The sequence below is a fragment of the Paenibacillus sp. tmac-D7 genome, from assembly GCF_006519665.1.
GTDB classification, from domain to species: Bacteria; Bacillota; Bacilli; order Paenibacillales; family NBRC-103111; genus Paenibacillus_G; species Paenibacillus_G validus.
Map to the genome: position 1 here is coordinate 60,031 of NZ_VIDW01000020.1, position 20,657 is coordinate 80,687.

The 20,657-nt window shown below is 51.1% G+C and carries 20 protein-coding genes; 19 read left to right on the forward strand and 1 reads right to left on the reverse strand.

Annotation, left to right across the window (positions count from 1 at the left end):
- The first annotated feature begins 53 nt into the window (after nt 1-53).
- The 6 genes from FKP33_RS15130 (at nt 54) to FKP33_RS15155 (ending at nt 5,613) form a co-directional block, all read left to right on the forward strand.
- Entirely contained in the window at nt 54-1,058 is a 1,005-nt protein-coding gene (locus FKP33_RS15130; RefSeq protein WP_127604784.1) for a CgeB family protein, read from the forward strand.
- On the forward strand, nt 1,055-2,167 hold the full coding sequence (locus FKP33_RS15135) for a DegT/DnrJ/EryC1/StrS family aminotransferase (RefSeq protein WP_127604782.1): 1,113 nt from the start codon (nt 1,055-1,057) through the stop codon (nt 2,165-2,167). The genes FKP33_RS15130 and FKP33_RS15135 overlap by 4 nt, the downstream gene beginning before the upstream one ends.
- Complete coding sequence (locus tag FKP33_RS15140) at nt 2,164-3,231, forward strand: Gfo/Idh/MocA family protein (protein WP_141335622.1); 1,068 nt, start codon at nt 2,164-2,166, stop codon at nt 3,229-3,231. Before FKP33_RS15135 ends, FKP33_RS15140 begins: the two co-directional genes overlap by 4 nt.
- A complete protein-coding gene (locus FKP33_RS15145) occupies nt 3,228-4,187 on the forward strand; it encodes an NAD-dependent epimerase/dehydratase family protein (protein ID WP_141335623.1) in 960 nt (319 codons plus the stop codon). Before FKP33_RS15140 ends, FKP33_RS15145 begins: the two co-directional genes overlap by 4 nt.
- Nucleotides 4,184-5,173, forward strand: a complete 990-nt coding sequence (locus FKP33_RS15150) for a glycosyltransferase (RefSeq protein ID WP_127604776.1) — start codon at nt 4,184-4,186, stop codon at nt 5,171-5,173. Before FKP33_RS15145 ends, FKP33_RS15150 begins: the two co-directional genes overlap by 4 nt.
- A 140-nt stretch (nt 5,174-5,313) precedes the next feature.
- Nucleotides 5,314-5,613: a hypothetical protein gene (locus FKP33_RS15155; protein WP_155614585.1), complete on the forward strand. Its 300-nt coding sequence runs from the start codon at nt 5,314-5,316 to the stop codon at nt 5,611-5,613.
- Between the two features lie 57 nt (nt 5,614-5,670).
- Here FKP33_RS15155 and FKP33_RS15160 read toward each other — a convergent pair whose 3' ends face one another.
- A complete protein-coding gene (locus FKP33_RS15160; protein WP_141335625.1) occupies nt 5,671-6,684 on the reverse strand; it encodes a DUF4855 domain-containing protein in 1,014 nt (337 codons plus the stop codon).
- Between the two features lie 172 nt (nt 6,685-6,856).
- On the opposite strand from FKP33_RS15160, the gene FKP33_RS15165 reads away from it, so the two are divergent.
- The 13 genes from FKP33_RS15165 to FKP33_RS15225 all read left to right on the forward strand — a co-directional run bounded on the left by FKP33_RS15165 (nt 6,857) and on the right by FKP33_RS15225 (nt 20,643).
- The gene (locus FKP33_RS15165; RefSeq protein ID WP_141335626.1) at nt 6,857-7,843 is read left to right on the forward strand and encodes a glycosyltransferase; all 987 of its coding nucleotides are present in this window, start codon (nt 6,857-6,859) and stop codon (nt 7,841-7,843) included.
- A 61-nt stretch (nt 7,844-7,904) separates the two neighbouring features.
- Nucleotides 7,905-8,600: a DapH/DapD/GlmU-related protein gene (locus tag FKP33_RS15170; RefSeq protein ID WP_141335627.1), complete on the forward strand. Its 696-nt coding sequence runs from the start codon at nt 7,905-7,907 to the stop codon at nt 8,598-8,600.
- 20 nt (nt 8,601-8,620) lie between these two features.
- Nucleotides 8,621-9,643, forward strand: coding sequence for a nucleotide sugar dehydrogenase (locus FKP33_RS15175; protein ID WP_141335628.1), 1,023 nt, complete (start codon nt 8,621-8,623; stop codon nt 9,641-9,643).
- Between the two features lie 266 nt (nt 9,644-9,909).
- Nucleotides 9,910-11,121, forward strand: coding sequence for an ROK family protein (locus FKP33_RS15180; RefSeq protein WP_230876088.1), 1,212 nt, complete (start codon nt 9,910-9,912; stop codon nt 11,119-11,121).
- Between the two features lie 86 nt (nt 11,122-11,207).
- Nucleotides 11,208-12,716: a sugar ABC transporter ATP-binding protein gene (locus FKP33_RS15185; RefSeq protein ID WP_219996653.1), complete on the forward strand. Its 1,509-nt coding sequence runs from the start codon at nt 11,208-11,210 to the stop codon at nt 12,714-12,716.
- Nucleotides 12,713-13,750: an ABC transporter permease gene (locus tag FKP33_RS15190; protein ID WP_141335629.1), complete on the forward strand. Its 1,038-nt coding sequence runs from the start codon at nt 12,713-12,715 to the stop codon at nt 13,748-13,750. The genes FKP33_RS15185 and FKP33_RS15190 overlap by 4 nt, the downstream gene beginning before the upstream one ends.
- Nucleotides 13,751-13,841: 91 nt before the next feature.
- Nucleotides 13,842-14,933, forward strand: a complete 1,092-nt coding sequence (locus FKP33_RS15195; RefSeq protein ID WP_141335630.1) for a substrate-binding domain-containing protein — start codon at nt 13,842-13,844, stop codon at nt 14,931-14,933.
- Between the two features lie 24 nt (nt 14,934-14,957).
- The gene (locus FKP33_RS15200) at nt 14,958-15,809 is read left to right on the forward strand and encodes a sugar phosphate isomerase/epimerase family protein (protein ID WP_127604762.1); all 852 of its coding nucleotides are present in this window, start codon (nt 14,958-14,960) and stop codon (nt 15,807-15,809) included.
- 27 nt (nt 15,810-15,836) lie between these two features.
- The gene (locus tag FKP33_RS15205; RefSeq protein WP_141335631.1) at nt 15,837-16,262 is read left to right on the forward strand and encodes a cupin domain-containing protein; all 426 of its coding nucleotides are present in this window, start codon (nt 15,837-15,839) and stop codon (nt 16,260-16,262) included.
- Between the two features lie 32 nt (nt 16,263-16,294).
- A complete protein-coding gene (locus FKP33_RS15210) occupies nt 16,295-17,530 on the forward strand; it encodes a Tm-1-like ATP-binding domain-containing protein (RefSeq protein WP_127604760.1) in 1,236 nt (411 codons plus the stop codon).
- Nucleotides 17,523-18,347 carry a phosphoenolpyruvate hydrolase family protein gene (locus FKP33_RS15215; protein ID WP_127604758.1) on the forward strand — a complete coding sequence of 275 codons (825 nt, stop codon included), beginning with the start codon at nt 17,523-17,525 and terminating at the stop codon, nt 18,345-18,347. The genes FKP33_RS15210 and FKP33_RS15215 overlap by 8 nt, the downstream gene beginning before the upstream one ends.
- A gap of 41 nt (nt 18,348-18,388) precedes the next feature.
- Nucleotides 18,389-18,952 carry a gluconate 2-dehydrogenase subunit 3 family protein gene (locus FKP33_RS15220; protein WP_127604756.1) on the forward strand — a complete coding sequence of 188 codons (564 nt, stop codon included), beginning with the start codon at nt 18,389-18,391 and terminating at the stop codon, nt 18,950-18,952.
- Nucleotides 18,949-20,643 (forward strand): GMC family oxidoreductase, encoded by a 1,695-nt coding sequence (locus tag FKP33_RS15225; RefSeq protein ID WP_127604754.1) that lies wholly within the window; start codon nt 18,949-18,951, stop codon nt 20,641-20,643. The genes FKP33_RS15220 and FKP33_RS15225 overlap by 4 nt, the downstream gene beginning before the upstream one ends.
- Nucleotides 20,644-20,657 lie beyond the last annotated feature (14 nt).

Sequence of the window (20,657 nt, forward strand, 5' to 3'; positions counted from 1 at the left end):
CGAAATCCCATACCTTGCAAAGAAAGCAGTCGTGCGTAAGGAGGGAAGCATATTTGAGGATATACAAAATATTTTTTTTGAATCATCTCTCCTGCTATATCAACAGCTTGGCAGATACGTTATGCCAAATGGGCCATCAAGTATATTACCAATCTTCGTGGGATATGAGAGAGATTGAAGCGGGAATTGATTATTATAAGCCGGATCTGTTAATTACCGTAGGCATCGACAAACCGGTATTCAATCCTGCCCTGAACGTCATACCGGCTTTGTGTGAAAAATACGGACTGCTGCACATTTATTGGGCGACGGAAGACAAAATCCATTTCGACGCCATATCGCTGCCGTTTGTTCAACGCATCAAGCCGGACATCGTCTGGACCATTCATCCGGAATGCGTACCCAAATACCGCGAGCTGGGAATGGGCTCGGAATATTTCAATTTTGCTCTTAATCCGCGCTTGTTTCCTCCTAAACCGGAAAGCGCCGAAGAAGTATACGATGTCTCTTTTGTCGGCACGACACATTTGGAAACCCGAACCTTCCGATACGATAGTCTGAAGCAATTATTATTTCCGCTTATTCCGACCGAAGTGGAGATCAACGTTTGGGGAAACAACTGGTTGGAGAGCAGGGAATTTCAAGAAAAGGAATTCGGCGCTTCCGTACCGCTTCATCGTTATCATGGTTTTTTGCCGTACAAGGACACGGCGGACATTTATCACAAAAGCAAAATTATGCTCGGTGTTCAGAACGCCCAAGATCAAGTCACGCAGCGCACATTTGAAATTTTAGGCACCGGCGCCTTTATGATAGCCAGCCGAACGGAAGAATTGGAGAGTCTGTTTGAGGATAAGAAAGAACTCGTTCTCAGTTCCGGCGAGGAAGAAACCGTAGAGCTTGTGCGCTATTATTTGAGTCGTCCGGAAGAACGGATGCTCATTGGCAAGCAGGCGCGTGAGAAAGTCATGGCTAACCATACGTTTGCTCATCGGATGGAGAACGTTTGGCCCGCGATTCATGAATCTTTAATGGAAAAAAGGAGAGTTCGTCGATGATTGAATTAGTTCCGCTGGTGCGTCAATTTCAGTCCATGAAGCAGGACATCTTGCAAGCGATGGCCGATACCATCGATTCGGGTAAATTTATTCTCGGCCCGAACGTTCAACGTCTGGAGAGCGATATCTCCGCTTATTTGGAAGTGTCTGACGCGATCGGCGTTGCTAACGGGACGGACGCTCTGGTACTTACGCTGGATGCTTACGGGATCGGGCCCGGTGACGAGGTCATCACGACTCCCTTTACGTTCTTCGCTTCGGCAGAGGCCGTTTCCCGTGTCGGCGCTACCCCCGTGTTCGCCGATATTGATCCGCAAACTTATAACATTGATCCGGCCCGTATCGAAGAAAAAATAACGCCGGCAACTAAGGCCATTATTCCCGTTCACTTATTCGGACAGCCTGCAGATATGGACGAAATGATGAGCATCGCGAACAAGCGCGGATTAGTGGTGATCGAAGACGCATGTCAAGCGTTCGGAGCCGAATATAAGGGAAGACGCGTGGGCAGCATCGGTCACGCGGCATGTTTTTCCTTCTTTCCAACCAAAAACTTGGGTACGATCGGCGACGGGGGCCTGATTACGACTTCTGATAAAGAGGTAGCGCAGCGAATCCGCCGGCTCCGTCAGCATGGCAGCAATAAAAAATATTATCATAGCGAGATCGGCTATAACAGCCGGTTGGATGAGCTTCATGCCGCCATCGTCCAGCTTGCTTTATCGAAGATCGATTCGTGGAATAAGGAACGGATGCGTCTGGCAGTCCGTTACCGGGAAGCGTTCAAGGATCTTCCGTATTTGCGCGTAGGCCCGGAACCGCAGGACCGGTCGCACATCTACCATTTATTTTGCATACAGTCCGAACACCGGGATCAACTGCAGGAAGCGCTGACTCGCAAGGATATACAGAGCGGCGTTTATTACCCGCGTCCGCTTCACCTTCAAGAAGCCTATGCGTCTCTCCATTACGGACCCGGTGCATATCCCGTATCGGAACGATTGTCGGAGCAGCTGCTCGCTTTGCCGATGAGCCCCTTCCTTTTAGAGAGCGAGCAAGACCAGGTAATCGACGTATTAATCGGCTTAAAAGGAGAATTAAAGCCATGATGGGGTTTGGTATAATCGGCTGTGGACGAATATCCGACAGGCATATCGCTTCGCTTGCCAAATGCGATCGCGCCCGACTGGCAGCCCTTTGCGACGTTCGGGTGGAACGCATGGATGAAATTGAACAGGAGTATAGGAAGCTTTCGGGTTCGAAATCGGAGGTAGCCAAATATCAGGACCTTGCCGAACTGCTGCAGGATGCAAGCGTTCAAACGGTCATCATCGCCACTCCTTCCGCGCTGCACGCCGAATTGGCCAAAGCGGCGATTGCGAAGGGAAAGCACGTCATTCTTGAGAAGCCGATGGCCCTTTCCCTTCGCGATGCGGATGAGATCGTGAAGCATGCGGAGCTGCATCAGGTTTGTGTGCACATGTGCCACCAATTGAGGTATAAGCCGATCATGAAGCGGTTGAAGCAGCTCATAGATGCCGGGGCTATGGGCACTCTTTATCTGGGCGTTATCTCCATGAGGCTGCAAAGATCGCAGGCCTATTACGAAGCGGCCCCGTGGAGAGGAACATGGGATCAAGACGGCGGCATGCTGCTCAACCAGGGCATCCACCTCGTCGATCTGATGCAGTGGTTCATGGGGGATTACAACCAGGTGTTTGGCAGTATGCTCCGCGGTCCATTGCCCAAGCAAACGGAGGACGTTGCTGCCGGAATCGTTAAATTTAACAATGGCGCAATCGGCATCATTGAAGCGAACACCTTGACTTACCCGAGCAATTATGACAACAGCATCACGCTCTTCGGAAATAAAGGAACGGTATGTATCGGAGGAATCGGGCTCAACGAGATACGCAAATGGTCGTTTGACGATCCAACGCTCGAAGCTCCAGCCGGGAGCAACGATTCGGATGAGCACCTTCTCATGTACGAACAGTTTATTCAAGCCGAGGAAGGAAACGCAAACGCCATGGTCATTCATGCCTCCGAAGGGAAGAAGGCGCTCGAGCTCATATTTGCGTTGTACGATTCCGTTCGAACGCAACAAGCCGTACAGGTACCCTTAACCTCATTTTCTACAGGGATGATGGCGAATGAGGAGGGATGGCAATGAAAAATACCTTTGGTCATGTGCTCGTGACAGGAGGAGCAGGCTTTATCGGATCTCAGCTTCTGCGCAAGCTGCTTCCGATTTCGCAAAGCGTGACGGTGATTGACGACTGTTCAACGAGCAGGCGGGAGAACCTTCCCGTCTCGGAACGGCTGACGTTCATTGAAGCTTCCTATGTGGATGAACAGCTGTTGGAGCGGGTATTGCCCCGAACCACTCATATTTATCACTTGGCTTGCAGGAATTTGGTCAAGTCCGCGCAAAATATGGACGACGATTTGCACGTCAATTTATATGGAGGATACTTGCTGTTGAAAAAAGCGAAGGAAGCCTGCCCGCACTTGCAGCGTTTCGTGTATACGTCGACAGCATCGGTTTACGGGAATGCCGACGTTCTTCCAACACCCGAGAGCTGTTACCAGACGTCGGTTCCTTATGCAGCCAGCAAATTTTCCATGGAGCATTATTGTCAAGTTTTTCACCATATGTATCAAATGCCCATATTGGTTCTCCGGTTGTCTAACGTCTACGGGCCCGGTCAATTAACGACGAACCCTTACTGCGGGGTGGTGGCCAAATTTTTCGAGGCGGCCGCTCAGGGTCAGCCCTTCATGATCTATGGCGACGGTACGCAAACGCGGGATTACACGTACGCCGATGATGCCATTGATGCGCTTCTGACTGCAGGGCTTCATACAGGCGCTATAGGAAGGGTGTTTAATGTCGGAACGGGAGAGGAGACGAGCGTGAACCGGTTGGCCGAAATCATATCGGACATAAGCGGCTTGTCCTCCCCGCAGCTGGTCTATCATCCGAAGCGGGCCGTGGATGTCGTTTACCGTCGCTGTCTGGATGCCGATTATCTGCGCCGTACCTTAGGCTGGGTGCCTAAGACCGGATTGGCCGAGGGTCTGCGAAAGACAAAAGAGTGGATAAAAAGGGGGAACCGTTCCGAATGAAAATCTTTCACGGAACGATTGAGATTGCCGGGCAAATGGGGATTCTGAGCGGAGAGCAAAAAAAAAGAGGACATTTGGCTGCAGGCTACAACATCTTTCATTCCTATTTGGGCTACAAGGATCATCTCGTGAATACGAACCCGGATGAAATTCAAAAGACGCATAAGCACATCGTAAATTTCTTTGATCAGTTTCATTTCCATTACGCGACCAGTCTTCTTCCCGATTATCAGGATCTCGAAATCATTAAGCATAAAGGCAAAAAAATGATCATGCATCATTGGGGAAACGACATCCGATTTCATGATAGGGCACGAGTTCATAATCCGTATGTGTATACGGGCGATTCTCCGGCAAATGAAGTGATACACCACCGATTGACCCAAATCAGCCGGTATGTGGACGAAGCGATCGTACAAGATTATGAGGTTTACGCCTATGCCCAGCCTTATTATAAGAAAGTTCATGTCGTGCCGATCTCCATCGATCTTACGCCAATCGTTCCGTTTTACCCTAAGAACGATGTCAAGAGGCCGCTCATTCTTCATGCGCCGACAAACCCCGAATTCAAGGGGACGATGGCCATCGAAGCGGCGATTCAGGAACTGCAGAAATCGTACAGCTTTGAATATCGGCGTATTCAGCACTTGAATCATGAAGAGGCGATTCGGCTTTACCGGGAGGCCGACCTGATCGTCGACCAGATTCGCTGCGGCTCCTACGGCTTGCTTAGCGTTGAAGCGATGGCGCTGGGGAAACCGGTTATTGCCTATATTCGGAACGATATCGTCGCTCAGTTTCCTTCTCAGCTGCCGATTATGAATGCGAACCCGGATAATGTGCTCACAGCTATTCAGTCATTTCTCGAGAACCCCGCGCTTCGAGTGGAGAGGGGCTTGCAAGGGCGGGAGTATGCAGAAAAATATCATGCCAAGGAAGTTGTGGTCGATAGGCTGGAGCAGATTTATGATAACCTGCCTTCTTAATGGAGGGAAATGGAGGATTAACAGTGGACTCCCTAGAGAAATCCATGTTTTTTATTCCTAATCGCTTATTTGTCCAGGACAACGAGATGTACGTTTCCTTTAATATAGCGGGAATCCCCTCGGATATGGAAGTCACCTCGATGATTTTGTACGTCCCTTTACCTGAGGTGAGCTCGGAGGTGCGTCTCGATTTGCACGAAATCGTCGCAGCGTGGGATGAGCAATCGGTTACGCATGTCCGTCCTGTCTATACGCAAGCAAGAAGCAAAGGTTATTTTTGTTCCGAAACGAAGGAAGGCAGCTTTGCGCTGGAACATCTTGCTCATCCTTGGCGCAGTCACAGCTTGGAAAACCATGGGATATATGTGCGTGTACACAGCCTTGATCCGGTATTGTTGTCCGAAGAACACCCGCCCTACCTCATCGTAAAAACAGTTTAATACGAGATCAGCATGCAAAAGAGCCGCCGGATGGCGGCTCTTTGCGATGCGAGAAAATCAGTAGCTAATGCCGGGGTAATTGATTTTCTGATATAGACCTTTAACAAACAAATAGAGCTGGATATAACCTGCGAGATCATTCCTATAGATCGATTCCAGCGTCTGATTCTGAAATTGATACACAAGGAACGATTCGTTCATATAGCTGTTTTGATCTTCCAAGCCCCGATTAAAGTAATCGAGATGATGCGTATCGTTATACATCAAGCCTTTGCCCCAGGTCACCTGGATGCCTGTTTTGAAATATTGGGCAAATAAGCAAGCATTGTTTATCCAACCGGCATCAAAGCTGGAATTTCCACTATAGTTGGAGTGCAGGGCTGTCACGTGGAACCCCAATACCTGCCAATCGATAACGCCGCCGGAGCCATAATTGGGCAGCCACATACTAAGAAGCTTCTTCGCATGGATGGCAGCGTTAATCCATTTCACAAGCATTTCATCATCGCCGTCAATCACTTCCCTTTGCCATAAAAATCCTCTTAATTCCAGCTTATCATGAAGATGAGAATGTTCCCGCCAACGGTTCAGCAGCTGATCCAGCCACCATTGGATAGCGGTTAGACGGTTGATGTCCGACTCGAAATCAAGATTACGCCCTTGAACGACGCCGAAGCTTCTCTGGAAGGGATGGGGATAAGGAAAAGAAATCCAAACATCCATTTTGTCGTTTCCGGATAAACGATGCAGGGCATGCAAATTTGCTTCAGGGGCAAACAAAGCATCAATCCAGCTCAGCCAATCCGTCATGTCCGAAGGCTCGGCAAAGCCGATAAACAACGGATGGATGGAATGACTTTCCCGGGCCTGGTATCCATTGAAAATAAACCCTTTGAACATGCTGTCGATCGGTTGTCCGTTTAGTATATAACCTGTGTAGTACTTCAGCTGCTCGTCACTCCATTTGAGCGGGGTGCCGTTTAAGAAATCTCCGCATGGAATCATGCATACCTGATTGCGTAAGTCGTAAGCGCTCGGCGATAAGTATCCGCTTGAGGATGTTGGAACCATCTTTTCACTCCTAATTTTATAAGGTTTGTATTGATATTAAATAGTATGTTTCTAAAAATGTTGATGACCTACACAACAAACCATTTTTTACGAGAGTACAGGCGATTATTGTTAGACTTGAATAAATTCTAGTATTGATTAATTATCCATAACTTCGTGAAGGAGGCAACATATGATCATTGTTCATGCGCCGACAGAGATAGCGGGGCAGATGAGGGCGTTGGTAAGCGGCTTAAGGCAAGCTGGGTATAAGGCAAACGGATACAATTGGTTCCAATCCTACTTGAATTATATCGGCAGCGTGATCAATACGGATGCCTATGAATTAATTAAACTGATAGACCCGCTGGTGAACTATGTAGATTTGTTTCATTTTCATAACGGCAACACCTTTGTCGCCAATAACTATGATGTGCCGCTTATTCACGAGAGAGGGAAGAAAATGGTGATGCATCATTGGGGGAATGACGTCCGGACGGTCAAGGGCGCCTTAATGATGAATCCTTATCCCATTCCCCCCAGCTATGCGACGGATGAAACGATACACGAGAACCTGACATTTTTAAGTAAATATATGAAACACGCGATTGTGCAGGACTACGAGATATATCCGTATGTCACGGATTATTACGAACATGTTCATGTGCTTCCTCTCGTTTGCGACTACCAGAAATTTCCTTATATTTATCCATCGCCGGGTAATCTCAATCCGGTTATTATTCACGCTCCTACGAATAGGGAATTTAAAGGATCGTACTATATTGAGAAGGCGGTAGGGGAACTGAAGCTAACCCATAACTTCACCTACTTTGCCGTAGAAAACATGAGCCACCAGCAAGCGATGAAGTCGTATTTGAACGCCGATATTATCGTGGATCAAATTTTATGCGGCACCTACGGCATGCTTAGCGTCGAAGCGATGGCCATGGGAAAAGTGGTTGTAGCTTACGTAAGGGAAGATGTCAAAAGCAAATTTCCTCCGGATCTGCCGATCGTGGTAGCCAATCCCGACACGATTCGCGATGTGCTCCTTCATCTTCTTCATAACCCTGAACTTCGCCATAGTATCGGAAAAGCAAGCCGGGCTTATGTCGAGAAGTATCACAGCGTAGAACATGTAATCCCCAAGCTGCTTGAGATTTATTCGAAAATCCAGTAAGCGCCGTTGGAAATTGTCCGGCATGCGCATCCAGATGAGGATTGAAAAGGAGACAATATCCATGGATCAAGGACAGCAAATTAGTTATGGGAAAAACGTAACGACCGGCCTTCATGTTGTCATCGAACCGGATGTCACGATAGGGGACGATGTAACGATCGGAAACCATGTGGTCATTAAAAGCGGTACGCAAATCGGCAGCGGCGTTCAAATCGGCGATTTGTCCGTACTCGGAAAGGGCCCAGCGTCCAACAAAAAAATGGCGCTGAAGCCGGCTGCAGACCTGCCTCCGCTTCTCATTGGCGATGATGTGAAAATCGGCTGCGGAGTCGTTATCTATGCCGGGGTAGCCTTGGAGAACGATGTTCTTGTCGGGGATATGGCCAGTATTCGAGAACGCGTTACGGTTGGGGAGAGCAGCATTATTGGTCGAAATGTCATTGTCGAACCGAAGACGACGATAGGGAAACGTGTCACCGTCCAAACCTCATCTTACATTACAAGCGACATGATTATTGAGGATGATGTGTTTATCGGTCCCTGCTGCTCGACCGCCAATGATAAATATATGGGACGGGGCAACTATCATCACCAGGGCCCCATTATTAAACAACGGGCGAGAATCGGAAATAACGCCACGTTACTACCGGGTATCACAATCGGCGAAGAGGCCATAGTAGGTGCGGGAGCGGTCATTACCAAGGATGTTCCATCCGGGCAAACCTACGTCGGTAATCCCGGCAGACCTATAAAATAATTTAACAAGGAGGTAGTTTCGTGCCCAGCAGCATAGATCGTCCGTTTCAAAAAATAGCAGTAATCGGTCAAGGATATGTAGGGCTTCCGTTGGCCCTTCTGTTTGTAAATAAAGGTCATACCGTTTATGGCGTTGATGTGGACCCGAAAAAAATTGAAGGGCTGCGCCAGGGTGTCAGCTACTTGCCTGATGTCCAAGACGAAGAATTGCGATGGAGCCTGGCGACAGAGCGGTATCATCCTACCGATCGTTATGAGAAAGTCGCAGAGGCCGATGCGATTATTATTTGTGTCCCCACACCTCTTAACGCTTCCCATTCCCCCGATCTTACGATATTAGAGAAGGCCGTTGTAGAAATCGGCAAGTTTTTGCACAAAGGCCAGATGGTCATTCTGGAGAGCTCCACGTATCCGGGAACGACGCGGGAAGTTCTGCAGCCCTTGCTGGAGAAGGAAAGCGGCTTGACAGCCGGCATCGACTTCCACATCGGTTACTCGCCGGAACGAATCGATCCCGGAAACAAAGACTATAAAGTGGAGCAAATACCAAAAATAGTAAGTGGACTAACCGCTACCTGTGTAGAAAGTGCCCAAGCCCTGTATAGCAGCGTCTTTGATAAGGTTGTGAGAGTCTCTTCTCCGGATGTAGCGGAGCTTACGAAGCTCTTGGAAAATTCCCACCGTCTAATCAACATCAGCTTCATGAACGAAATAGCGGCAATTTGCGATAAGATGAACATCGATGTATGGGAAGTAATCGAGGCGGCCCAAACGAAGCCGTTCGGATTTACCGCTTATTATCCCGGTCCGGGAATCGGCGGACATTGTATTCCGGTAGATCCGTTGTATTTACAGTGGAAGGCCCAGAAGTTCGGTACCGAAAGCAAGTTCATCCAGCTATCCGATGAAATCAACCGCTCCATCCCGTCCTACATCATGAACCGTGTGAAGGCTATACTTGCCAAGCAGTCCGCACCGGAGCATGCCAGCATTCTTCTTTATGGCGTCGCTTATAAAAAAGATATTAACGACGCTTGTGTTTGATACCCGAAACGCTACGGCCGGTGTGCAGGATAAGCATCATGTGTACCGCATGGGTGCGGGGAAATAACGATGCTCCCGGATGAAGCCGCTAATGGCGCAAACCCACCCGCCCTGTTGGCGGGTCTTTTTTTTGAGCATCTTTTATGTGAAAATGAGGGACTTTTTTATATTGACTGTAAAAAGTTATCGATATATTTTAGAAATAACCAATAAAATAAACAAATCTTCAACCAAAGTCGACTTTAAGGAGTGGTCGCAACGTGAATATGCCTCGGGTAACTCTTGAAGTGCTTCAGGCGATTCGACGCAGCCGGAAGCCGGTATCCAAAGCGGAACTTGTCCGGCTAACCAACTATAGCCTGGCAACCATCACGGAACATACCGAAATCTTGCTTCGAAATCATTTGGCGCTGGAATCAGACAGAGGCCCCTCCACAGGCGGACGCAAGCCGCAGCTTCTATCCTTTAACGCTGAAGCGGGCTATATCGCGGCTATCGATCTGGAATCCACGCATGCGGGAGTCGGCATAACAGACCTGAACTGCAATATTCTGATATCCGAATCGTCTAACGATATCGATGTTGCCGCAGGACCGGCGGCGGTGCTTGAGCAAATCAAAGATTTGGTTCTTGCCTTGCTCCGGAACAAAGGGATTGAACGATCCCAGGTCAAAGGAATTGGAATGGGTTTGCCGGGTCCGGTTGAGTACAGTCGGGGCCTGCCGGCATCGCTATCCATTATGCCCGGATGGGATCGGTATCCGATCCGCGAATTTTGGGCGCAGCACTTTGAATGTCCCTTATACGTAGACAACAATGTACATACGATGGCTCTCGGGGAGCAAATGCTTGAGCAGGACAGCAAGGTCGATAATTTAATCTTCTTGAAGATTGGCAACGGCATTGGAGCCGGCATCATCTGTAACGGGCACATTTATCGAGGCTCCACGGAGTGTGCAGGGAATGTCGGACATATCAATATCGGCCATGACTTTCTTTGCTATTGCGGAAACCGGGGATGTTTGGAAGCGCTTGCCGGGGGGAGGGCCATCGCCGCAAGAGCCGAGCAGATGGCGCGGGACGGTCAAAGTGAATTATTAGCTGCGATCCTTGCCGAGAAGAAAAAGCTAACCTTGGCGGATGTCAGGAAGGCGGTGGAAGAATCGGACCCGGTTGCCGTAGAGCTTATGCGGGAAGGCGGCACGGCTATCGGGAATGTGCTGGCGAGTTTGGTTAATTTTTTTAATCCGGCCCTGGTGTTGATCGGCGGCGGGGTATCGCAGGTAGGCGATGTGCTGTTAGCCTCGATCAGGCAGGCGGTTTATCAGCGGTCCTTGCCGTTAACGACTCGCAACCTGTCCATTCAGCATTCTTTATTAGGGGAGCAAGCAGGCATTGTAGGAGCAGCAGTATTAACGTTCAATGAAATTATGCATATGCCGTTTGTTAACAGAGAACTGACCTTTACTTACAAGTGAACATTGGATTACACACATTCAATCAATTGTAACCGATTACATCCCATGATACAGACATTGTGGAAAATAAAGGGTGGTGTCTTGTGGTGAATAAACAGGTCGATGATGTTCAAGGAACCCCGTTCTTGGAAATGCGAAATATTTCAAAGAGTTACTCCGGCGTTAAAGTGTTACATAACGTCAATTTGAAGATGAATTCCGGCGAAATCCTGGCTCTCGTCGGAGAGAATGGGGCCGGTAAATCGACGTTAATCAAAATTCTCTCCGGCGCCATTAAAGCCGATACCGGCGAAATATTCATGAGCGGCCGGCAAGTGGAATTTCATACCCCTCTCGATGCCGAGAAAAACGAGATTGTAACCGTGTATCAAGAGCTTAATTTATTTCCTCATCTTTCCGTTACCGAAAACCTATTCTTTACCAGTTATCACCAGACGAAAGGCTTCATCAATTGGAGAGCGCTGCAAGAGGAAGCGCAGCGGTTCCTTAGCGAGTTCGGCGTGCATTTGCCGGTTGAGAAGCCGGTCTCCGCGCTTAGTATAGCCGAGAAGCAAATGCTTGAAATCGCCAAAGCGCTTTACCGGAATGCGCGTGTTATGATCTTGGACGAACCGACTGCCGTCCTGGGCGGAGAAGATGTGGATAGGCTGCTTCACATTGTGCGGATGCTGAAGGAGCGCGGCGTCTGCGTCATCTTCATCTCCCACAGATTGAATGAAATATTCGGCTTGGCGGACCGGTATTTAGTCTTGAAAGACGGGCAGCAGATCGACGCAGGCAGCATGGAAGAGACGAATCCCGACGATTTGGTCGGGAAGATGGTGGGACGTCATATCAGCAGTGCCCCCGCGGGCAGGTCGGGCCATGAGAAAAGTCGGGAGCTGCTGCGGGTCGAAGGGCTGTCCCGAAGAGGGGTCCTTAAGGATATCCATTTCTCCCTTTACGAAGGGGAGGTTCTAGGAATTGCAGGTCTAAGAGGGGCAGGCCGAACCGAGCTGGCCAGAGCGATATTCGGAGCAGATCCGATAGACGCCGGCAAAATATTCGTTCGCGGGCGCGAGATCAAAATCGCCTCCCCGAGAATAGCGGTCGATAACGGGATTGGCCTGGTTCCCGAAGACCGCGGGAGCCAGGGATTGTTCAAAAATCTTTCCGCGCTGCAAAATATGTTCATGGCCTGTTCAAAGCCGAAATGGATACACCGCCGCAAAGAACGAATCGTTGCCAACCGCTATGTGGAATCGCTGCAGATCAAATTGCCGGGATTGGGGATTCTCGTCGGGAGTTTATCCGGCGGCAACCAGCAGAAGATCGTTCTGGCCAAGTGGCTGGAAACAGGCATCGGCATTCTCCTCCTGGATGAGCCGACCAGAGGGATAGATATCGGGAGCAAGGCACAAATATATAAAGTCGTCCGGGAGCTTTGCGAGCAGGGCATGGGTGTGATTTTAATATCGTCCGAGCTGCCTGAAATTTTAGAAAATAGCCATCGCGTTCTTGTCATGCATAAAGGACAGATCGCCGGAGAATTGGATCGACAGTCCGCTTCCGAGGAAACGATTATGAAATATGCCGTAGGAGGGATGACACAGTGAAAAGCGAAACGAATCATCAGGTGAATCATGAAAGCGCAGTTGTACCCAAGAGCCATGCAGGCAGCGGTAAGATGGTCTTCCAAGTGATGCAAAATTATCAGGTGACTCTCCTTCTTTTTATCGTCATGTTTATTCTCACCGCCATCCTGGCGCCGGAATTTTATAACTTGCAGAACATGATCAATGTGGCGCGTCAGGCTTCCATAACCGGCGTAGTGGCTGTCGGCATGACCTTTGTCATCCTGACGGGCGGTATCGATCTTTCCGTAGGCGCCATTCTCGCTGTCGTCGGGGTTACATTCGCCACGATGATCAAGCAAGGGATTCCCGTAACGGGAGCCATCCTGATCGCGCTGATCATCGGCGTATGCGGTGGCCTGATTAACGGAATCGGGGCCACGTTTCTAGGCATTCAACCGTTCATTATGACGCTTGCGACGATGGCGGCAGGCAATGGCGTTGCGCTGCTTCTGACCAAAGGAACGCCTATCGACTTCAAGGCTAACAGCGCCATGATCGAGCTGCTTGGCAACGGCAAAATAGCGGGCATACCCGGGCCGGTTCTGCTTTTTATACTAAGCGCGGTACTCGCCGGAATCGTTCTGCGTTATTTGCCATTCGGCAGATTTGTCTACGGGATTGGCGGAAGCTTGGAGGCGGCGCGTCTTTCCGGCGTGAGAACGACCCGGATCCTGCTTGCAGTTTATGCGGTTAGCGGTTTGTCGGCAGCGCTCGCCGGATTAATGACGACCGCCAGGCTGTATGTCGGCCATCCGACAGCGGGCAGCTTCATTATGCTGGACAGCATAGCTGCCGTTGTCATCGGCGGCACCAGTTTAATGGGCGGGCGCGGGAGTGTCGCAGGCACGGTTGCCGGGGTTCTTTTATTAGCCATGGTTGCGAATCTTCTGAATCTGCTGGGCGTCTCTCCTTTCAATCAGCAAATAGCGAAAGGGGTCATTATTGTAGTCGCCGTATTGTTTACAACCCAGGGCTTGAAGCAGCGGATCAAACAGCAGTGGTCGGGTCTTTAATAAGGGCTTTGATTACATAAAGGGGGGATCGTATCGTCGTTCGTGGAGCAGGAAGGTTGTTGAAAGCAAAAAAAAGGAGGATTGAAAAACAATGAATCTCATGAGAATCATGACTTCGGCAGCACTTTCCGCGTTATTGCTGTTCATGACGGCATGCGGCAGCGGCAGCAGCAACAACAATGGCACCGGCAGCAAAGAATCGGCTTCGTCAACGGAAGGAGCGGCCAAAGCCGGGACTTCCGCTGCGCCCGTTCCAATCGACTATGGGCTCTATTGCGGCAAGGAGTGTCAGGAGGCATTAACGCTGAAGGCTTCCCCCGATTCCATTAAAGGTAAAGTTGGTTTTGCAGTCGCTTCTTTGACTTTTCCTTACGGCGCGGCTTTGAAGAGCAGAACGGAAGAAGCGGCCAAGAAATATTTTCCGAACATGGAGCTGCTGGTAGGCGACGGACAAAACGATCCGAGCGTTCAAACGAGTATCGTGGATGATTTTATTTCCAAGGGCGTGCAGGTTTTAATCATTAACGCGGTCGAGAAAGATGCGCTTGTTCCTGCCGTTGAACGGGCTGTGAAAGCGGGCATCAAGGTGATCTCCGTCGATCGTACCGTTAACACCAAAGTGCTGACGACGATCAAAGCCAATGATTTGGATTTGGGGATGAATGCGGGCCAATCTCTTGTTACCCTGTTGAATGGAAAGGGCAACATTGTTGAACTGCAGGGAAGCCCTTCGGCATCGCCTACCATCGATCGGCACAAAGGGTTCACCGATGCCATCGCCGGCTCTCCGGACATTAAAGTCATCGCCAGTCAGCATGCCAACTATGACCAGGCACAGGGACTGAAAGTGATGGAAGATCTGCTGCAGCGGTTTCCCAAGGGGCAAATCGACGCCGTATATACCCACGCCGACATGATGACCATGGGCGCCTTACAGGCGATTAAGGCGGCCGGCAGACAGAACGAAATTAAATTGATCAGCATCGATGGTATGCAAACGACATTCGATGCCATCTCGGATGGAGAAATCGCGGGTACGGCCGTTTATCCGGTCATTGCGCCGATGAACGTGATTGCGGCTGCCAAGGCTTTGGTCGGCGAACCGATGCCTGAATTCATTAAACTGGAATCCCCGGTTGTGACCAAAGAGAACGTAGCGAAGTATAACGGCACCACTTATTAAAATAACTTTGGGAGGTCTTCGATCATGACGATGAAATTGTCCTTTAACACTTGGCCCTATGCGAGTTTCCCGGTTTGGCTGCCCGCTTATCCGCTGGAAGAGGTGATCAAGCGCCTTTCCAAAATCGGTTACGAAGGGATTGAGATCGGCGCAGCCAGTCCCCATGCTTACCCGCCCACGACGACCAAGGAGAGGCGCGAGCATATCAAGAAGGTGCTGGAGCATTACGGAATGGAAGTATCCAGCATGCTGCCCGGCCTTAGCGGCGGTCCCGGCCATAATGTCGCTTCGCCGATCCCGGAAGAGAGACGCCACACAATCGAGCATTATAAAGACGTCATCGAATTGTGCGCCTATTGGGGAGGCAAAACGGTGCTGTACATTCCCGGCTGGCAAGTTTTCGGCACAAGCCTTAAACAAGCGTGGGCTTGGAGCGCCGAGGCATTGAAGGAAATTTCCAAGACGGCTGCGGATTACGGGGTAACGCTTGTCATCGAGCCTACCTCGCATGACAGCAACATTGTGGACCGGTGCGACGATGCCCTGAATTTGATGGAAGAGGTTAACGAACCGAACGTCAAGGTGATGTTCGATACGTTCCACGCTCTTTACCGTAAAGAGGTGTCCTCAGATTACATTTACCGAATGGGCGAACATCTTCACCACATCCATATTTCGGATAATGACCGGCTTGCGCCGGGACAAGGCAAAGGGGATTTCGTCTCCGTCATTAACGCGCTTAAGGATATCGGCTACGACGGTTATCTGGCGATGGAAATCGGATTTGACCGCCGGGATGTGGAGCCGGATCTTGTAGCCCGCCAAGCCTACGAATACCTCAAGCCGTTAATCGATCAAGCGGAAGGGAAAAAATAAGAGCAAATTCGAGAGGAGGCTTTCTGGATGAGCGGTAAACATTTCGTTATCGAGACGCATGAAGTTGAGACGATGCTGTTTGACTGGGGCCGCATCGTGATGACATGCACGCCCGAAGTGACCGGATCGGCCGGATTTAGCGCCGGTATCGTCGAGATGCAGCCGGGACAGGGGCACGACCGTCACAACCATCCGGGCGCGGAGGAGCTTATCTATGTCATCTCCGGCGAAGGGGAACAGATGGTGGAAGATGCAAGCGGCAATCCCATCGTTTATACGGTCGCTCCAGGGAGCACCATCTATGTTCCCGAAAGCAGGTACCATTATACCGTTAATACGGGTAAAGAGCCGATGAAAGTATTCGTGGTGTATTCGCCCCCGGGCTCGGAGAAGGAATTGCGGCAGCTTCCCGACTTCAGATCGGTTCCCCCCGTTCAGCAGCCCAAGCGTTAAAGGGAGACAAAATGCCGACGGAGGTTCTGGCGATGGAAACGGTAGTTCTTATAGGAACTTTGGATACGAAGGGCAATGAATATGAATTTGTGAGGGATCGTATTCGGTCTGCAGGCTGCGAAGTGATCGTTATCGATGTCGGCGTCCTGGGCAGTCCCCGGATTTCGCCGCACCTGACCAGGGAAGACGTGGCCCGGGCAGCCGGAACCGATATCGGCGTTCTTATTGAGCGAAACGACCGGGGATTCGCTATGGAGCGGATGGCGGCCGGGGCGGCGGAGTTGGTTCGCAAACTGTATCAAGAAGGACGGCTGCACGGCGTGCTGGCGTTGGGGGGCTCGGGGGGATCTTCAATAGCTACTCATGCGATGCGCGCACTGCCGGTCGGCGTTCCCAAGCTGATGGTATCCACGATCGCGTCCGGCGATATTCGTTCGTATGTGGGCCAGTCGGATATTACGATGATGTATTCCGTTGTGGACATCGCCGGGATTAATTCCATCTCGGAGAAAATACTTGCCAATGCGGCTGCCGCCATCTCCGGAATGGCCCGGGCGAGCGCCGCCTATAAGCCGCACCAACAAGCAAGGCCTCTGGTGTCCGTTTCCATGTTCGGGGTTACATCGCCCTGCGTGCTGCAAGCGCGCGATTGGCTGGAAGCACGCGGTTATGAAGTGCTGGTGTTTCATGCCAACGGCTCGGGAGGGCGCGCCATGGAGGGACTCATGAAGGACGGCTTCATCCGTGCGTCACTTGATTTGACGACTACAGAGCTTGCGGACGAATGGGTCGGCGGTATGCTGTCGGCAGGAGCGGACAGGCTTGAAACGGCAGGCCGCCTCGGCATTCCTCAGGTCGTGTCGCTCGGCGCGCTCGATATGGTTAATTTCGGGACGCCCGATACCGTTCCGGCCCGCTTCCAGGGAAGGACGCTTTATAGACACAACCCGAACGTTACGCTGATGCGAACTACCGCTGACGAGTGTGCGGAATTAGGGAAAATCATAGGCCGCAAGTTAAACATGGCAACCGGTCCGGTGAGTGTCTTTATTCCGCTCAAGGGCATCTCTTCGATTGCCAAACAAGGGGAAGTATTTTACGACCCTCAAGCGGACCGGGCATTGGTTGATAACCTGCGGCAAGTGCTCGCTCCCCATATTGAGGTGGTGATCATGGACACGGACATCAACGATCCGGTTTTTGCCCAGGCCATGGCCGAAAAGCTAGATGCATATATCAAATATAGCGAGGTGCTTCGTCATGAGTAGAAAAGAAATTGTACAACGATTACGCAATCAGGTGGCCCAAGGGCTGCCGATTATCGGCGCTGGCGCGGGAACAGGAATTTCCGCCAAATGTGCGGAAGCGGGCGGAGCCGACCTGATCATTATTTACAATTCCGGCCGATTCAGAATGGCGGGACGCGGGTCCATTGCCGGCTTGATGCCTTATGGCGATGCCAACCAGATTGTTGTGGAGATGGCGGGCGAAGTTATACCGGTTGTGAAGAACATCCCTGTGCTTGCAGGCGTATGCGGCACCGACCCTTTCAGACAGATGCCTATTTTTCTTGAGGAATTGAAAAGAATCGGATTTAAAGGCGTGCAAAATTTCCCTACCGTAGGGCTCTATGAAGGACAGCTGCGGCAAAATATGGAGGAAACGGGAATGGGGTATGACCGTGAAGTCGATATGATTAGAATTGCCCATGAGCTGGACCTTCTGACCACCCCCTATGTGTTCAATCCGAATGAAGCCCGTGCCATGGCAGAAGCCGGCGCCGATGTCATCGTGGCCCATGTAGGTACGACGCTCAAAGGATCAATTGGAGCGAAAAGCACGATGACCCTGGACGATTCCATCCGTGCCATTCAAGCTATGCACGACGCTGCCAAAGAGGCGAATCCGGACGTGCTGGTCATCTGCCACGGCGGCCCCCTGGCAGAGCCGGACGACGTTCGCTACGTGCTGGAGCGGACCAGAGGGATCGACGGTTTTTTCGGAGCCTCAAGCATGGAACGGCTGCCGGTTGAGATCGCGATAACGGAGAACACACGGCGGTTTAAAGCTTTGCCTCTTGGCTAGTGCGTTACATACCAGTCGACATACAGGGAGGAGAATCGGCAATGACGGCGAGCGGGGAAAACGTTCAGACGTATATGTTTTTTAATGACGAGGAAGCCGGCACAATCGAGGCTATTACCGCCCGTATCATTCCAAGCGATCCGTTAAGTCCGGGCGCACGGGAAGCCGGAGCCGTTATTTACATCGATCGGGCGCTGGGTGGCTATTTTAGCCACCTCCAAACCTTTTATCGACAAGGAATTACAGCTTTCGACCGTTTGTGCCAAGAGCGGTATGGAGCTCCGTTTGTCGAGCTTACCGAAGAACAGCAGGACGGGATGCTTCATGAAATCGAGGGCTCGCTTACCGATGAGGAGCCGGACAGTCTGGCGCAATTTTTCGCGGTTGTGTATGAGCATACGCTGGAGGGAACGTTCGGCGATCCTCTCTACGGCGGGAACCGGGATGCGGTCGGCTGGAAGCTGGTCGGATTTCCCGGCGCCCAGTGGGGGTATACGGCCGAGCAGATGCAGTTAGGCTATGACGCCAAACAAATGAAAGTGCTGACTCTTGCCGACCTTCGTCAGGAAGCGAACCGATCGGCTGTAAGCGGGGTGAAGCCATGACTGGACGAATTGACGCTATCGTAGTCGGCTTGGGCGCATCGGGAGGCATTGTAGCGACAGAGCTTGCCCGCGCGGGACTTAAGGTGGTCGGACTTGAAAAAGGGGCCTTTTACAAGGAATCCGATTTTCAATCCAAGTTTGATGAAATCCGGTATTACCGGCGGAGCGCCATTGTGCCGCATATGGGAAAGGATCCGCTAACCTGGAGGCCGAATGAAGGCAAAGCGGCTGTTATTTTGCCCTGGGCATCGAATAAGCTTGGCCTGGGCGATCCCTTTCAGATTCCGCCGTCTATCGGAACGGGAGGAGGAACGATCAGTTGGGGCGGGGCTGCGTTCCGGTTCCGCGAGAAAGATTTCAGTATGCGAAGCACGGTTATTGAACGCTTCTCGGAAGCGGCGCTCCCGGAAGATACGACCTTGGTCGATTGGCCCTTAAGCTATCAAGAGCTGGAGCCTTATTATGACCGTGTGGAGTGGGAGATCGGGGTATCCGGATGCGCAGGGCATATGAATGGGGAGCGCCTGCCGGGCGGGAACCCGTTTGAAGCGTCTCGCACCCGGGGGTATCCTATGCCTCCGATGCAGCGCGGATCAACCGATCATTTATTTGCCGATGCGGCCCAACGTCTGGGCTATCATCCGTTCCCGACGCCGACGGCCATAGCTACGGTTGATTATAAAGGCAGATCGGCCTGTACCAATTGCGGGTTTTGCCATGGTTACCCTTGTCACGTTGGAGCCAAAATATCGACCCATGAAATCATTAAATCCGCCGCCGAGGAAACCGGAAATCTGGAGATACACCCCTTTGTCCGGGTTTTCCGCGTGAATCGCGATTCAACCGGCCGGGTCAAAGGCGTCTCTTACTTCGACTCGGAAGGAAAAGCGATGGAGCTCGAGGCCGACATTGTGATTCTCGGCTGTTACGCTCTCGAGAACGCAAGACTGCTTCTGGCATCCGGGATCAATAAGAACGGGCAGGTCGGCAAGCATTTGATGCTGCACAATTTCGGTTGGTTCACCGGCATTTTGCCGTACTGGACGAATCCGTTCATGGGATCGCTGCAGGGGGGCTCCGTAATTGACGATTTTACGTCGGAATTGATTCCCGATAATGAGGAAGGGGTTCTTTGGGGGTCTCCGATCAATACTTGGACCGGCGATATGCAGCCGCTTGAAACCGCCCACGGCCTTCCTCCGCACGTTCCGAGATGGGGAAAGGGCTTCAAGGATTGGATGAGTGAAAATTACAGAAAGCTCTTCAGGATGTATTCGCAGCATTCCACGCTGCCTTCCCGCCGATTTTATTGTGATCTTGATCCGGTCGTGAAGGATCAATTTGGCCAACCGGCGTTAAGAATCACGCATGATTGGACGGAGTACGATAAGAAGACCGTCGAATATTTCATGAAAATCAAGCGGCAAATCGCGCAGGAAATGGGGATGAGCGAATGGTGGGAGGATTCGCCTGCTCCCGCTTACCATGTGTCCGTTCATGACGTCGGCACCCACCGGATGGGTTGGGACCCGAATTCATCGGTTGTCAGTCCGTTCGGAGAAGTGCATGAATGCGAAGGACTGTATGCCATAGGAGGGGGACAGTTCCCGACCTTTCCTTCCTATAATCCGACGGAAACGATCATGGCCTTGGCTTATATGACGGCGGATCGATTGCTAAACCGTATATAATAGCAGGCAAAGCG

Excerpts from the sequence above, each read along its gene's own strand:
- FKP33_RS15135 (WP_127604782.1), top strand. The coding sequence starts at position 1,055 with ATGATTGAATTAGTTCCGCTGGTGCGTCAATTTCAGTCCATGAAGCAG.
- FKP33_RS15140 (WP_141335622.1), top strand. The coding sequence starts at position 2,164 with ATGATGGGGTTTGGTATAATCGGCTGTGGACGAATATCCGACAGGCAT.
- FKP33_RS15145 (WP_141335623.1), top strand. The coding sequence starts at position 3,228 with ATGAAAAATACCTTTGGTCATGTGCTCGTGACAGGAGGAGCAGGCTTT.
- FKP33_RS15150 (WP_127604776.1), top strand. The coding sequence starts at position 4,184 with ATGAAAATCTTTCACGGAACGATTGAGATTGCCGGGCAAATGGGGATT.
- FKP33_RS15155 (WP_155614585.1), top strand. The coding sequence starts at position 5,314 with ATGATTTTGTACGTCCCTTTACCTGAGGTGAGCTCGGAGGTGCGTCTC.
- FKP33_RS15160 (WP_141335625.1), bottom strand. The coding sequence starts at position 6,684 with ATGGTTCCAACATCCTCAAGCGGATACTTATCGCCGAGCGCTTACGAC.
- FKP33_RS15165 (WP_141335626.1), top strand. The coding sequence starts at position 6,857 with ATGATCATTGTTCATGCGCCGACAGAGATAGCGGGGCAGATGAGGGCG.
- FKP33_RS15170 (WP_141335627.1), top strand. The coding sequence starts at position 7,905 with ATGGATCAAGGACAGCAAATTAGTTATGGGAAAAACGTAACGACCGGC.
- FKP33_RS15180 (WP_230876088.1), top strand. The coding sequence starts at position 9,910 with ATGCCTCGGGTAACTCTTGAAGTGCTTCAGGCGATTCGACGCAGCCGG.
- FKP33_RS15195 (WP_141335630.1), top strand. The coding sequence starts at position 13,842 with ATGAATCTCATGAGAATCATGACTTCGGCAGCACTTTCCGCGTTATTG.
- FKP33_RS15200 (WP_127604762.1), top strand. The coding sequence starts at position 14,958 with ATGACGATGAAATTGTCCTTTAACACTTGGCCCTATGCGAGTTTCCCG.
- FKP33_RS15205 (WP_141335631.1), top strand. The coding sequence starts at position 15,837 with ATGAGCGGTAAACATTTCGTTATCGAGACGCATGAAGTTGAGACGATG.
- FKP33_RS15210 (WP_127604760.1), top strand. The coding sequence starts at position 16,295 with ATGGAAACGGTAGTTCTTATAGGAACTTTGGATACGAAGGGCAATGAA.
- FKP33_RS15215 (WP_127604758.1), top strand. The coding sequence starts at position 17,523 with ATGAGTAGAAAAGAAATTGTACAACGATTACGCAATCAGGTGGCCCAA.
- FKP33_RS15220 (WP_127604756.1), top strand. The coding sequence starts at position 18,389 with ATGACGGCGAGCGGGGAAAACGTTCAGACGTATATGTTTTTTAATGAC.
- FKP33_RS15225 (WP_127604754.1), top strand. The coding sequence starts at position 18,949 with ATGACTGGACGAATTGACGCTATCGTAGTCGGCTTGGGCGCATCGGGA.